Source organism: Brachybacterium sp. J144 (assembly GCF_036321705.1).
Taxonomy (GTDB): Bacteria; Actinomycetota; Actinomycetes; order Actinomycetales; family Dermabacteraceae; genus Brachybacterium.
The window spans coordinates 149,829-163,741 of record NZ_JAZDCG010000031.1 but is presented as its reverse complement, the minus strand read 5'-3'; the positions used below and the strand labels follow the sequence as shown (position 1 = coordinate 163,741).

Here is a 13,913-nt window from a genome sequence, read left to right as displayed (position 1 = left end):
GGAGAGCATTAACGCGTATACAGTGGTGCGGAAATCCTGGCGGTCCGGGGAGACCCTCGCCGCCCTGCAGCCGATCGGCGCCGCCGCGCCACGAGACCGAGGTGCGATGTCCTCCAACCCGCAGCCCTTCCGCCTGGCCGTCGTCGGCGCCGGACCTGCCGGCGTCTACGCCGCCGAGACCCTCCTGCGCACCCAGCAGGTCAAGGACGGCGAGCTCGAGGTCGCGATCGACCTGTTCGACCGCTTCCCGGCCCCCTTCGGCCTGATCCGCTACGGCGTCGCCCCCGATCACCCGCGCATCAAGGGCATCATCACCGCGCTGCACCGCATCCTCGGCCGGGGCGACATCCGCTTCCTCGGCGACGTCGAGTTCGGCACCGACCTGACCGTCGAGGATCTCCGCACCCACTACGACGCGGTCATCTTCGCGACCGGCGCCCTCAAGGACGCGGACCTCGACGTGCCCGGCATCGAGCTCGAGGGCTCCTTCGGCGCGGCCGACTTCGTGGCCTGGTACGACGGCAACCCCGATTACCCCCGCACCTGGGAGCTCGACGCCGAGCACGTCGCCGTGATCGGCAACGGCAACGTCGCCCTCGACGTCGCCCGGGTGCTCGCCAAGAGCGCCGACGAGCTGCTGCGCACCGAGATCCCCGCGAACGTCTACGACGGGCTGAAGGCCGCGTCCACCACCGACGTGCACGTCTTCGGGCGCCGCGGCCCCGCGCAGACCAAGTTCTCCCCGCTCGAGGCGCGCGAGCTCGCGCACCCGAAGGGTCTCCAGGTGGTCATGGACCCGCGCGACCTCGAGCAGATCACCGAGGCCGAGTGGGAGACCATCCGGGCGGACAAGCGCACCGACCAGATCGTGCAGACCTTCGTGGGCTGGACCGAGGAGCAGCAGCGCCGCGAGGCCGCGGGCGAGGCGCCGACGGACGCGCACGGCGGCCCGGTCTCCCGCCGCCTGCACCTGCACTTCTGGCATCGCCCCGTCGAGGTCCTCGGCGAGGACGGAGCCGTCACCGGCATGCGCTTCGAGCGCACCCGCCTCGATGCCGACGGCCGCCTCGAGGGCACCGGCGAGTTCGTCGACTACGAGCTCGGCGCGGTCTACCGAGCGGTCGGCTACCACGGCTCCGAGCTGCCCGGGCTCCCCTACGACGCCGCCCGCGGCGTGGTGGTCAACCGGGCCGGGCGCGTCACCGAGGCCGACGGCACGGTCATCCCCGGCGTGTACGCGAACGGCTGGATCAAGCGCGGACCCGTCGGCCTGATCGGTGCGACCAAGTCCGATGCGATCGAGACCATCACCTGCCTGCTCGAGGACATCGCCGCGGGAACCCTCGCCGCCGCCCCCGAGCGCGAGGCCGATGCGATCCTGTCGGTGCTCGACGAGCGCGGCGTGCAGTACACCACCTGGGACGGCTGGATGGCGCTCGACGAGCACGAGAAGGCCCTCGGCGCCGCGGCCCTCGACGCCGACGGCGAGCCGCGTGCCCGCATCAAGGTCGTGGACCGCGAGGAGATGGTGCGGGTCTCGCGCGACGGCGCTCCGCTGCCCTCGAACGCCTGAGCCGCGCGCAGACGTCGCCGGCATCCCGCCACACAGGGGCCGGAGGTCGGACCGGAGAACCGGTCCCGGCCTCCGGCCCCTGTGTGAATCCCGGAACAGCGCATCCCGGGCACGATCCCTTTCGGGCCCAAGTGCATATAGTGGAATGACCATTCCACAACGAGAGGCACCCTGATGCTCACCGTGACCTATGACCGCTTCGGCGAACCCGCCGATGTCCTCCGCACCGCCGCCGTCGACTCCCCGACCCCGGGTGCCGGCGAGGTTCTGCTGCGGATGCTCCTGAGCCCGATCCACCATCACGACCTGTGGACGATTCGCGGCACCTACGGCGTCCGCCCCGCGCTCCCCTCCGGCGCGGGCAGCGAGGGCGTCGCCGTGGTGGGGGCCCTCGGGGAGGGCGTCGAGGGGCTCGCCGTCGGCGACCGGGTCGCCGCGAGCGCGATCCCCGGTGCCTGGGCGGAGCTCGTCACCGCCCGCGCCTCCTCGCTGATCCCGCTGCCCGCCGAGCTGCCGGACGAGTCCGCCGCCCAGCTCGTGGCCATGCCCTTCAGCGCCGTATCCCTGCTCGAGCACCTCGATCTCGCGCCCGGAGAGGTCCTCGTGCAGAACGCCGCGACCGGGGCCGTCGGCCGCCTCGTCGCCCAGTTCGCCCGAATCCGCGGGATCCGCGTGATCAGCCTCGTGCGGCGCGGCAGCGGCGTCGAGGAGCTCGCCGCGCAAGGCATCGGCGACGTGATCGCGACCGATCGGGAGGACTGGCAGGAGCAGGCGCGCTCCCTGATCGGCGAGGCGCACGTCGCCGCCGGTCTGGACTCGGTCGGCGGGGAGGCGTCGGCCCAGGTGCTCTCGCTGCTCGGTGACGGCGGCCGCCTGGTGGTCTTCGGCGCGATGGGCGGCTCGACCATGGCCCTCCCCTCCGGACCGATCATCTTCCGGAACCTGAGGGTCGAGGGGTTCTGGGGCTCCCGGGTCTCGCAGGAGATGTCCCCCGAGGTGCGGCGCCGCCTCCTCGGCGAGATCCTCTCCGGCCTGCTCTCCGGGGACGTCTCGCTGCCGGTCGCGGGCATCTTCCCGCTGGAGGAGGTCGCTGCCGCCGTCTCGGCCACGCTGACCGCCGGCCGAGGGGGAAAGGTGCTGCTGCGCCCCTGACCCGCGCGGCGCGTCCCGCCCGGGGAGGGCGGGACGCGCGAGGGAGCGCTCAGTCGTCGGACACGGTGACGGTGACGGGGATGTTGCCGCGGGTGGCGTTCGAGTAGGGGCACACCTGATGGGCCGCGTCGGCAAGCGCCTGGGCGGCGTCGTGATCGAGATCGGGGAGCACCACCTCGAGCTCGACGGCGAGCGAGAAACCGCCGGAATCCTCGGAGCCGATGGTCACGCGGGCACCGACGCTCGAGCCGTCGATCGCCGTCTTCTGCGCACGGGCGACGGCCTGCAGCGCGGAGTGGAAGCAGGCGGCGTACCCGGCGGCGAAGAGCTGCTCGGGATTCGCCCCGCCGCCGCTGCCTCCCATGGCGACGGGGATCGCGAGGTCGAAGGCGAGGTCGGAGTCGACCACGTCGACGCGGCCGTCGCGGCCGCCGCCGGTGGCGAGCGCCTCGGTGCTGTAGAGGGGCTTCATGGCAGGTTCTCCTTCAGTCGAGATACGAGAGGGCGGCATCGAGGGCGGCGAGCGCCGACCGCGTGTCCACCCGGGTCATGACCAGGGCGCTGACGAGCAGCGCGACGCAGGTCTCGGCGAGCCGCAGCTGCTCATCGGCCGGCCGGTCGGGGTACCGAGCAGCGGCCCCACGGAAAAATGCGGCGAGGAGCTCGGCACGGTAGGCGCGCACCGCCTCGGCGATGCCGTCGTCCCGGGCGAGGCCCGAGCACGCGGTGTTCACCAGGAGGCAGCCGTCGGGGACGGCGCGGCCGGACGGGTCCGCGAGGATCTCGCGGGCGGAGCGGAAGTACGCCTCGAGGGCACCGGGAGCGACATGCTCCACCTGGAACCCGACGAGCCCGGGGCGCACGACGTGCTCGAGATAGTCCTCCACCGCGGCATCGAACAGGCCGCGCTTGGAGCCGAAGGCGTGGTAGAGGCTGCTGGCGTTGAGGCCGGTGGCCCGCTGGAGCGCCGCGAGGGACGCTCCGTCGAAGCCCTCATGCCAGAAGACGTCGCGCGCGGAGCGCACGGCGTCCTCATGGACGAAACCCGCTTGTCGCCCCATGCCGCTCTCCTCTCCGCAGTGCGCATCGCACGGGAGGTGCGATGCCACGGCCCACACTATACTGGAATGGCTATTCCACAACCCCCCCACCCCCGGAGGCCCTCGTGCTCATCCTCGGTTCCGTCCTGGCCCTCGCCGCGGCCGCGCTCCACGTCGTCATCTTCCGCCTGGAGTCGCTCGCCTGGGGCGGGCCCCAGGCGCAGAAGGTGTTCGGCGCGCAGAGCCCGGAGGAGATCGCCGCGACCCGCGCCCTGGCCTTCAACCAGGGCTTCTACAACCTGTTCCTCGCCGTGCTCGCGGCGCTCGGCGCGGTGCTGGTCCTCGCGGGCGGCGTGACGGTCGGGGCGACGCTGTCGCTCGCGGGGACGGGCTCGATGCTCGCCGCCGCGACCGTGCTGCTGCTGAGCTCCCCCGAGCACCGCGCGGCCGCCGTGAAGCAGGGCGGGCTGCCGCTGCTGGCCGTGCTCGCCACGGTCCTCGGCCTGCTGCTGCGCTGAGGCCGGGGGCCGCGCGGGAGGCCTCAGCGGCGTATCGCGGCCAGGTGGTCGGCGATCCGGTCGACCGCGTCGGCGAGCACATCGGCCTGCGGCAGGGTGACCAGCCGCAGGTGGTCGGGCTCGGGATAGTTGAAGCCGGTGCCGTGGTTGACCAGCAGCTTCTTGGAGCGGAGCAGGTCGTAGGCGAACTGCTCGTCGTCCTCGAGCCGGTACATCTCGCGGTCGATGCGCGGGAACATGTAGAGCGCCCCGGAGGCCTTCACGACGCTCACGCCATCGATCGCGCTGAGTCCCTCGTAGGCGACGTCGCGCTGCTCGCGCAACCGCCCGCCCGGGAGCAGCAGCTCGCCCACGCTCTGATAGCCGCCGAGCGCGGTCGCCACGACGTGCTGTGCCGGGACGTTCGGGCACAGGCGCATGTTCGAGAGCACGTCGAGGCCCTCGATGAAGCTGGTCGCATGCTCCTTCGGACCGTAGAGCGCCATCCAGCCGGCGCGGAATCCCGCCACCCGGTACGCCTTGGACAGGCCGTTGAAGGTGATCGTGAGCAGGTCCGGGGCGAGCTTCGCGACATGGGTGTGGACCGCGTCGTCGTAGAGGATCTTGTCGTAGATCTCGTCGGCCAGGATCATCAGCCCGTGCTTGCGGGCCACCTCGACGATCTCCCGCAGCACATGCTCGGGATAGACGGCGCCGGTGGGGTTGTTGGGGTTGATGACGACGATCGCCTTGGTGCGCGGCGTGACCTTGTCGGCGATGTCGGAGACGTCGGGCCACCACTGCTGCTCCTCGTCGCAGCGGTAGTGCACGGCGCGGCCGCCGGCGAGCGCGATCGAGGCGGTCCACAGCGGGTAGTCGGGCGCGGGCACGAGCACCTCGTCACCGTCGTCGACGAGCGCCTGGCAGGTCATCTGGATCAGCTCGGAGACGCCGTTGCCGAGGTAGATGTCGTCGAGCTCCATGCCCGGCATGCCCTTGGTCTGGTAATACTGCGCGACCGCGCGGCGGGCCGGGAGGATGCCCTTGGAGTCGGAGTAGCCCTGCGCGGTGGGCAGGTTCCGGATCATGTCGACGAGGATCTCGTCGGGCGCCTCGAAGCCGAAGGGCGCGGGGTTGCCGATGTTGAGCTTGAGGATCTTGTGCCCCTCGGCCTCCATGCGGGCTGCCTCGGCGGGGACCGGTCCTCGGATCTCGTAGCACACATCGCGCAGCTTCGAGGACTGGGTGAAGATCATCGGTCGGCTCCTGCCGTCTCGGAGGGGAGAGGCCAGGGTAGCGCCGCAGGAAGCAGGCGCAGCAGGTGCCCGGATGCTGGCGCGCGGGCCGGCCTTGACGCCGAGGCGGAGGGGGTTTACTTTCGAGGCGTAAGTAAATGGTCGGATCGACCAGCGACGGTCCCGATCCCCGACTCCGCCACCCCCTGCAGTCCCCCGATCAGGAAGAGCGCCGATGCCTGCCGATCCCCGCACCCACCGCCTCCACCTCCGCGCGGCCGGGGTGTCCCTCGTGCTCGACACCACCGGCGGCCGCATTCCGGCGGTCCTGCACTGGGGCTCGGACCTCGGCCCCCTCGACGCCTCGGGGCTCTCCGCCCTCTTCGCCGTCACCACCCCCGCGATCTCCAGCAACGGACCGGACGTGCCGCTGCGCACCGGCCTGCTCCCCCAGAACGCCGACGGCTGGCTGGGCCGCCCGGGCCTCACCGGTGCCCGGGACGACGGCTCCGGCACCGCCCCGCGGCTCCGCGTCCTCGGCGTGCGGATCACCGAGGGCGGCGCCGGGCGCGACCTCGTCCCCGGCGCGGACGATGCCGTCGAGACCGGCCCCGCGCTCGTGTGCTTCGATCTCGCCGACGAGGAGCTCCGCCTCGGGGCGCTGCTCGAGGTCGAGCTGCTCCCCTCGGGGCTGGTGCGGGTCCGCGCCGAGGTCACGAACACCGGCTCCGACGCCTACACGGTCCAGCACCTCACCCCGGTGCTGCCGGTCCCGCTGGACGCCGATCAGATCCTCGACTTCGGCGGCCGCTGGACCAAGGAGCGCGCTCCCCAGCGGCGCGCCATGGTCACTGGCACGCACCTGCGCGAGAACCGGCGTGGGCGCACGGGGGCGGATGCCGCACACCTGCTGCACCTGGGGACCTCCGGCTTCGACTTCTCCTCCGGTGAGATCTGGGCCGTGCACACCGCCTTCTCCGGCAACCACCTCCATTTCGCCGAACGGCTCTCCGCGGGCGTGCAGGTGATCGGCGGCGGCGAGCTGCTGCTGCCCGGCGAGGGCCGGCTCGACCCCGGTGCCTCCCTCGCCTCACCGTGGCTGTACGGCGCCCACTCCGCCGCGGGTCTGGACGCGATCGCCCACCGCTTCCACGCCCACCTCCGCGCGCGGGAGGAGCACGGCGGCCTCCCCTATCCCGACACCCGCCGCCCCGTCACCCTCAACGTCTGGGAGGCCGTCTACTTCGACCACGACCTCGCCGTGCTCTCCGAGCTCGCCGACCGCGCCGCGGACCTCGGCGTCGAACGCTTCGTGCTGGACGACGGCTGGTTCGGCTCGCGCCGCGACGACTCCACCGGGCTCGGCGACTGGACCGTCTCGCAGGAGGTCTGGCCGAACGGCCTGGGCCCGCTGATCGATCACGTGACGGGCCTCGGGATGCAGTTCGGGCTGTGGTTCGAGCCGGAGATGATCAGCCCCGACTCCGATCTCGCCCGCGCCCACCCCGACTGGATCATGGCCCCGTCCCCCGAGCGGATGCCGCTGCCCGCCCGGCACCAGCAGGTCCTGAACCTCTCGATCCCCGCGGCGTGGCAGCACGTCCACGACGCGATCGACGCCCTGCTGACCGAGTACGACATCGCGTACATCAAGTGGGACCACAACCGCGACCTCGTCGAGGCCGCGACCCAGGCCACCGGCGCCGCGGCCGTCCATGCGCAGACCCTCGCGCTGTACCGGCTGTGGGACAGCCTCAAGGCCGCTCATCCGGGTCTCGAGATCGAGTCCTGCTCCTCGGGCGGCGCCCGCGTCGACCTCGGCATCCTCGAGCGCGCTGACCGGATCTGGGTCTCCGACTGCATCGACCCGCTCGAGCGCGCGACCATGAACCGCTGGACCGCCCAGCTGGTGCCGCTCGAGCTGATGGGCAGCCACATCGCCTCGGGAGCCTCCCACACCACGGGCCGCCTGCACTCGCTCTCCTTCCGCGCCGCGAGCGCCCTGCTCGGCCATCTCGGCATCGAATGGGATCTGCGCCAGGCGAGCGCCGAGGAGCTCGAGGAGCTGCGCACCTGGATCGCCCGCCACAAGGAGCACCGCGACCTGCTCTTCACGGGCGACCTGGTCCGCGCCGATCGCGGCCAGGACAGCATCTGGATCACCGGGGTGCTCTCCCCCGCCCGCGATCGCGGCCTGTTCACCGTGACCGCCGTCGACACTCCGGACATCGCCCCCGTCGGCGCCCTGCGTCTTCCCGGGCTGGACCCGGAGCGCCCCTACCGGGTGCACCTGCACCGGATCGGCCCGGCGCCCACGGGATACACCTGGCCCGCCTGGGCGCGGCAGGGCGTCGACCCCGCCGCCGACGGCCGCGGCCGCGGCTACGGGCCGCCCGAGCTCATCGACCACGTGGACGTCCCCGGCTCCGTGCTCGTGCGCACGGGCCTCGCCGCCCCCGTCATGGCTCCCGAGACCGCCTTCCTGCTCGAGGTCGAAGCGCTCCCCTCGGGCTCGCCTCGACCCTGACCCCACCGACCCCCACCCACCCCGGAGAGAGGACGACGATGTCCACCATCACCACCGAGGCGGATCCGCCGCGGGGCACCGCCCCGTCGGCCCCCCGCCGACGCCATCGGAAGGACGACACGAAGCTGGCGCTGCTGTTCATCGCGCCCGCCTCGATCGGCCTGCTGGTCTTCCTGGTCTGGCCGCTGCTGACCGGCCTGTACTACTCGTTCACCGAGTACACGACGCTGACCCCGCCGCAGTGGGTGGGCCTGGACAACTACAGTCGGCTGCTCACCGACCCGGTCTTCTGGAACTCGCTGAAGGTGACGGTCTGGTACGTCATCCTCAACATCGGCATCCAGACGATCGTGGCGCTGGTGATCGCCGTGCTCATGCAGCGGCTGACGCAGTCCACCGTGCTGCGCTCCCTGGTGCTCGCCCCGTACCTGGTCTCCAACGTGGTCGCCGCGATCGTGTTCCTGTGGATCCTGGACACCCAGCTGGGCATCGTCAACATCTTCCTGCAGTGGATCGGCTTCGACCCGATCTCCTTCTGGGCCAACGAGACCTGGGTGATCCCGACGGTCGCCCTGGTGAACGTGTGGCGGCACATGGGCTACACCGCGCTGCTGCTCTTCGCGGGCCTGCAGTCGATCCCCGCCCACCTCTACGAGGCCGCGCGCACCGAGGGCGCCGGGGAGGTCGCGATGTTCCGCCGCATCACCCTGCCGCTGCTGCGCCCGATCCTCGCGCTGGTGCTGATCATGACGATCATCGGGTCCTTCCAGGTGTTCGACACCATCTCGGTCACCACCCAGGGCGGCCCCGCCGACGCCTCGAAGGTGCTGCAGATGTACATCTACGAGAACGCCTTCGCCCAGTACGAGTTCGGCTACGCCTCGGCGCTGTCCGTCGCGCTGCTGGTGATCCTCATGGTGATCACCTTCGCGCAGTACTGGATGAGCCGTGCCGGCCAGTCGGACCTGGACTGAGAGGAGAGTGCGATGACCACGACGTCGATGGCGCACCGCCCCCGCCGCGCGATCCCTTGGGGGAAGATCGCGGCCTGGGCCGTGATGGTGATCTTCCTGCTGATCACCCTGTTCCCCTTCTACTGGATGCTGCGCACCGCGCTGTCCAGCAACAACGCCCTGGCCACGGATTCCGCGAGCCTGTTGCCCGTGGGTCTGAACACCGGCGGCTTCGAGCGGGTCTTCGGCCTGCAGGACGTGGAGACCGCGATCTCGCAGGGCGGCTCGGGCGCCTCGATCAACTTCTGGCGCTACCTGCTGAACTCGGTGATCGTGGCGACCACGATCACCGTGGTGCAGACCTTCTCCTGCGCGATGGCGGCCTACGCCTTCTCGCGGCTGCGCTGGCGCGGCCGGGACACGGTGTTCCTGGTCTTCCTCGGCTCGCTGATGATCCCGCAGATCTTCACCCTGCTGCCCAACTTCATCCTCATCAAGAACCTGGGCCTGGTGGACACGCTGCTGGGGATCATGCTGCCCACGCTGTTCATCTCGAGCTTCGCGATCTTCTTCCTGCGCCAGTTCTTCAACAACATCTCCCGCGAGGTGGAGGAGGCGGCGCTGATCGACGGGGCGAGCAAGGCGCGGGTGTTCTTCACCCTGATCCTGCCGATGTCCTCGGCGCCGCTCGCGACGCTCGCGCTGCTGACCTACATGTCGGCCTGGAACGAGTACTTCTGGTCGCTGATGGTCTCCTACACCGACCAGTCCCGGGTGCTCACGGTGGCCCTCGGCGTCTTCCGCGCCCAGGCCCCGGGCACGGGACCGGACTGGTCCGGGCTGATGGCGGCGACCCTGGTCGCGGCCGCGCCCATGCTGATCCTCTTCGCGCTGTTCGCGAAGAAGATCGTGAACTCCATCGGCTTCAGCGGGATCAAATGAGGTGCCCCAGATGACTGCATCGACCCATCACCCGCGCCGCGGCGGCCTGTCCCGTCGGCGCCTGCTCACCGGTTCCGCGGCCCTCGCCGCCGGCGCCGCGGGCACCGTCTCGCTCGCCTCCTGCGGGACGAGCGCCGCCCCGCCCGGAGCCACCGAGATCGACTACTGGCTGTGGGACGCGAACCAGCTGCCCGCCTACTCCGCCGCGATCGACGCCTTCATGGCGCAGAACCCGGACGTCTTCGTCCGCGTCACCCAGCTGGGCTGGGACGACTACTGGACGAAGCTCACCGCGGGCTTCGTCGCGGGTGCCGGCCCCGACGCCTTCGCGGACCATCTGGCCCGCTATCCCGAGTTCGTGAAGCTCGGGGTGATCGCCCCGCTCGACGACCTCGCACCGCTCGCCGAGGTCACCGCCGACCGTTTCCAGGACGGTCTGCAGGAGCTGTGGACCGGGCAGGACGGGAAGCGGTACGGCATCCCCAAGGACTACGACACCATCGCCGTGCTCTACGACAAGAACATGCTCGAGGAGGAGGGGCTGACGGAGGAGGACCTGGCGGGCCTCGACTGGAATCCCGAGGACGGCGGCTCCTTCGAGCGCCTGCTCGCCCGGCTCACGGTCGACGAGAACGGTGTGCGCGGGGACGAGGACGGCTTCGATCCGACGCGCGTGGCGCGCTACGGCCTGGGCGCCGACGCCGGCATCGACTACGTCGGCCAGACCTCCTGGTCGGCCTTCGCGCTCGCCACGGGATGGACCTTCACCGACGCCGACACCTGGGGCACGGCCTTCCACTACGACGACGACCGCTTCGCGGCGACGATGGACTGGTACTTCGGCCTCGTGGACAAGGGCCTCTTCCCGCCCTTCGGCATGTTCGGGGACTCCAGCCCCCTGCAGACCCAGGTGCAGTCGGGCCGGGCCGCCCTGGGGCTGGCGGGCTCGTGGATGATCACCACCTGGGCGAATCTCGAGGGCGTGGACCTCGGGATCGCCCCGCTGCCCACGGGACCGGCCGGCACGCCGATGTCGATGTTCAACGGTCTCGGCGACTCGATCGCTGCGCAGTCGGAGCACCAGGAGGAGGCGGCGCGGCTGATCGCCTTCCTCGCCTCCGACGAGGCGCAGCAGATCATCGGCGACCGCGCCCCGTTCTTCCCCGCGACGGATGTCGGCACCGAGGCGGCCATCGCCTCCTACGCCGAACGGGGCCTGGACGTCACCGCCTTCACCGACCGGGTGGAGGCCGGGGAGACGGGCCTGTACCCGCTGGTGGAGAACTCCGCGGCGATCGCGTCGATCATGCAGCCGGCCTTCGACGAGTGCTGGATGCGGCGGATCGGCGGCGCGGACTTCGCCGCCTACAACGAGCGGGTCAACGCCCTGTTCGGCTGAGGGGACCGCACGGCGTCGCGGTCATCGGGGTCAGGCGGGCACGCCCACGTGCTGCTGGATCGCGATGACCGCGGCGCCGCGCGCCCAGTCGTCGAAGTCGCCGGAGAGCAGCCGGATCACCAGATCCCGCTGGACGGGGTGCACCGCGGCGCGTAGCACCTCCTCGAAGAGCCCGTCGGCCTCGCGCACGAGGTCGACGGTCTCGCCGCCGATGAGCAGCGCCTCGGGATCCAGCACCGCGACCAGCGCGGAGGCGGTCCGGGCGAGGTCGCAGGCGAGATCCGCGACGAGGCGCCGAGCCCCCGGCTCCCCCGCGCGCAGCTGCTCGCGGAGCGCCTCGAGCCCGTCCTCGGGGGTGAGGAGGCCGCGGTGGCGGGCCTCGTCGAGCAGGGCGTCCAGGCGTGCCACCTCCCCGAGGGTGAGGACGGCGCCGTCGGGCCCGACGCGCGCGGGCAGCTGCTCGGTGAGCCCCGCGAGATGGCTGCGCCCCTCGACGAGGCGACCGTCGATCACGCTGCCGATCGCGACGCCCGCGCCGACGGTGAGCACGCAGAAGGAGCGGTAGGCGCGGCCCACCCCGAACCAGTGCAGGCCCTGCACCATCGCGAAGAGGTCGTTCTCGACGGTCACGGGGAGGCCGAGACGCGCCCCGAGGAGCCCGCCGACGTCCACCGGCTCGTCCCAGTGCAGGAGCGAGGACGAGAGCACCGAGCGCCGCCCGGCGACGCGGGCGCCGAGGCTCACCCCCACCCCGATCACCCGCGGATGCGCGGCCATGAGCGCCTCGACCGGGGCGCTGATCGCCGCGAGCAGGTCGTCGGGGCGGGTCGCCGCATGCGGGAGCACGAGCTCCTCGAGCAGGTTGCCGCGCACGGTGGTGACCACGGCGTGGATCTCGTCGGCCGTCGCTTTGACCCCCACGAAGCGGGGCCCGAGGTTCTCCTCGATGTCGAGCGGCTCCTGCGGACGCCCCTTGGCGAGCGGCACCGTGTCCAGCGGGTGCAGGTGCCCGCGCTCGAGCAGATCGCGCGTGACCCGGGTGACGGTCGGCGCCGAGAGGCCGAGGCGCGCGGAGAGGCCGCTGCGGGAGCGGGGCCCGAAGCGCAGCAGGTCCCGGTACACCGCGCGGGCGCTGTCCCCGCCGAGGTCATGGGCGTCCTGCCGCGAGCTGTCCATCCGAGGAGGATATCGGCGCGGAGGTGACCGGCGCCGCCGCCTCTGCCATGCTTTCCGGGAGGACATCACGAGTTCAGGGGGATCGATGAGCGAGACCAGCACGACCGCGCGCCACGAGCAGGACCAGGATCCGGTGGTGGTCTACACCGCCTACGAGATCGACTTCATGCTCGGGCTACGCGACACCGAGAACGGGCGCATCACGCGGGAGCAGATCGGGCTGCGCTCGGCTCCCGAGGAGGCGCGGGAGTTCGTCACGGCGGCGGTGTCCTCGGGGCTGCGCGCCCGCGGCAAGGTCGAGCGCTCCGGCGAGGGGCAGTGGGCGCTCGGCGAGGAGGGCCAGATCGTGGCGACCGCCCTGACCTCCGCGGACCGCTGGCTCGGGATCGCGCTCTCGGAGGGCCCCGCGATGCGGATGGCCTTCGTCGTCAAGGCGGACGGCGCGGTCCTCATGCTCACCCAGGACGAGCTGGACTCCTTCCAGGTCACCGCCCTGCCGGACCCGGCGGTCGTCCCGGACTCGATCGCCGACATCGTCATCGCCTTCCTCGACGACGGGGCCGAGCGCACCGTCTCGCTGCGCCGCACCGACCTCACGGACCCGTCGGACCAGGTGCCGATGATGATGCACGTCGAGCCGAGCGGCGCCTGGCGGCTCGGGCACCTGCCGCTCGACGAGGAGGGGGTCCTGAGCGTCTCCGACCTGCCGCGCGACAAGGTCGCCGCGGCGGTCGCGGCGCTGTGGGACGAGGGCACGAGCGCGGCGCCCGCCAGCTGAGCGGTGTGTTCGCCGCGCCTCAGGGGCGCGCGCGGTCGGCGCGGGAGGCGCGCAGCCGGTCGCGCAGGTCCCGGTAGGCGCGGCGCAGCCGCACGATCAGCCAGATGCCGAGCCCGAGGAGCACGAGGGCGAGCAGCGCCGCGAGCGCGGGCAGCAGGATGGTGAGCAGGCCCATCACCACCGCGGCGACGTCCTCGCCGGTGGAGACCAGCGCATTGCTGACCGGCTCCGGGGAGACGTTGACGACCGCCCGGGCGGTGGCCTTCGCCGAGTGCGCCCCGAAGGCCGTGGCCGCCCCCAGCACGGCCATGACGATCGCGGTGGTGGTGTCCGTCTCGCCGCCGAGCAGGAAGCCGATCGCGCCGCCCGCGATCGGCCGGACCACGGTGTGCAGCTGGTCCCAGAAGGAGTCGAGGAAGGCGATCTTGTCCGCCGCGAGATCGACCACCAGCAGGATCCCGGTGATCACCAGCAGATCGGTGCGCTGCAGGACGCCCGGCACCTGCTCCAGGTCGAACAGCCGCCCGGACAGGCCGAGCAGGAAGATCATGAAGTAGGGACGGATCCCGCTCACCCAGCCGGAGCCGAGGGTCATCATCAGCGCTTCCACGGGCGCTCCTTCCGGGGATGGGGTCGGGTCG

General features: G+C 71.7%; 13 protein-coding genes. 8 read left to right on the top strand and 5 right to left on the bottom strand.

Translation table 11 applies throughout. The features are described from left to right. Positions 1-106: 106 nt before the first annotated feature. Positions 107-1,573 carry an FAD-dependent oxidoreductase gene (locus V1260_RS12305; protein ID WP_329747109.1) on the top strand — a complete coding sequence of 489 codons (1,467 nt, stop codon included), beginning with the start codon at positions 107-109 and terminating at the stop codon, positions 1,571-1,573. 174 nt (positions 1,574-1,747) lie between these two features. Continuing rightward, positions 1,748-2,725 carry a zinc-binding dehydrogenase gene (locus V1260_RS12300; protein ID WP_329747108.1) on the top strand — a complete coding sequence of 326 codons (978 nt, stop codon included), beginning with the start codon at positions 1,748-1,750 and terminating at the stop codon, positions 2,723-2,725. A gap of 49 nt (positions 2,726-2,774) precedes the next feature. Here the strand turns inward: V1260_RS12300 and V1260_RS12295 are convergent, their stop codons facing one another. Continuing rightward, positions 2,775-3,197: an organic hydroperoxide resistance protein gene (locus tag V1260_RS12295; protein WP_329747107.1), complete on the bottom strand. Its 423-nt coding sequence runs from the start codon at positions 3,195-3,197 to the stop codon at positions 2,775-2,777. Between the two features lie 13 nt (positions 3,198-3,210). Further along, a complete protein-coding gene (locus V1260_RS12290; RefSeq protein WP_329747106.1) occupies positions 3,211-3,786 on the bottom strand; it encodes a TetR/AcrR family transcriptional regulator in 576 nt (191 codons plus the stop codon). A 104-nt stretch (positions 3,787-3,890) separates the two neighbouring features. Between V1260_RS12290 and V1260_RS12285 the strand changes: the two genes are divergently transcribed. Next, positions 3,891-4,283: a DUF1304 domain-containing protein gene (locus V1260_RS12285; protein ID WP_329747105.1), complete on the top strand. Its 393-nt coding sequence runs from the start codon at positions 3,891-3,893 to the stop codon at positions 4,281-4,283. 23 nt (positions 4,284-4,306) lie between these two features. Here the strand turns inward: V1260_RS12285 and V1260_RS12280 are convergent, their stop codons facing one another. Beyond that, a complete protein-coding gene (locus V1260_RS12280) occupies positions 4,307-5,518 on the bottom strand; it encodes a pyridoxal phosphate-dependent aminotransferase (RefSeq protein WP_329747104.1) in 1,212 nt (403 codons plus the stop codon). A 214-nt stretch (positions 5,519-5,732) separates the two neighbouring features. Here V1260_RS12280 and V1260_RS12275 point away from each other — a divergent pair, with 214 nt between their 5' ends. Genes V1260_RS12275 through V1260_RS12260 form a run of 4 tightly spaced genes read left to right on the top strand, consistent with a single transcriptional unit; the run spans position 5,733 to position 11,318 of the window. Beyond that, positions 5,733-8,024, top strand: a complete 2,292-nt coding sequence (locus tag V1260_RS12275; RefSeq protein ID WP_329747103.1) for an alpha-galactosidase — start codon at positions 5,733-5,735, stop codon at positions 8,022-8,024. Positions 8,025-8,062: 38 nt separating this feature from the next. After that, positions 8,063-8,998 carry a carbohydrate ABC transporter permease gene (locus tag V1260_RS12270; RefSeq protein ID WP_329747102.1) on the top strand — a complete coding sequence of 312 codons (936 nt, stop codon included), beginning with the start codon at positions 8,063-8,065 and terminating at the stop codon, positions 8,996-8,998. A gap of 12 nt (positions 8,999-9,010) precedes the next feature. Then, the gene (locus V1260_RS12265) at positions 9,011-9,919 is read left to right on the top strand and encodes a carbohydrate ABC transporter permease (protein ID WP_329747101.1); all 909 of its coding nucleotides are present in this window, start codon (positions 9,011-9,013) and stop codon (positions 9,917-9,919) included. A 10-nt stretch (positions 9,920-9,929) separates the two neighbouring features. Further along, positions 9,930-11,318 carry an ABC transporter substrate-binding protein gene (locus tag V1260_RS12260; RefSeq protein WP_329747100.1) on the top strand — a complete coding sequence of 463 codons (1,389 nt, stop codon included), beginning with the start codon at positions 9,930-9,932 and terminating at the stop codon, positions 11,316-11,318. 30 nt (positions 11,319-11,348) lie between these two features. On the opposite strand, the gene V1260_RS12255 is transcribed toward V1260_RS12260, so the two are convergent. Beyond that, positions 11,349-12,494, bottom strand: coding sequence for an ROK family protein (locus V1260_RS12255; RefSeq protein ID WP_329747099.1), 1,146 nt, complete (start codon positions 12,492-12,494; stop codon positions 11,349-11,351). 85 nt (positions 12,495-12,579) lie between these two features. Between V1260_RS12255 and V1260_RS12250 the strand changes: the two genes are divergently transcribed. Continuing rightward, a complete protein-coding gene (locus V1260_RS12250) occupies positions 12,580-13,272 on the top strand; it encodes a hypothetical protein (protein ID WP_329747098.1) in 693 nt (230 codons plus the stop codon). A gap of 19 nt (positions 13,273-13,291) precedes the next feature. On the opposite strand, the gene V1260_RS12245 is transcribed toward V1260_RS12250, so the two are convergent. Then, the gene (locus tag V1260_RS12245; RefSeq protein ID WP_329747097.1) at positions 13,292-13,882 is read right to left on the bottom strand and encodes a DUF4126 domain-containing protein; all 591 of its coding nucleotides are present in this window, start codon (positions 13,880-13,882) and stop codon (positions 13,292-13,294) included. Between the last annotated feature and the right edge of the window lie 31 nt (positions 13,883-13,913).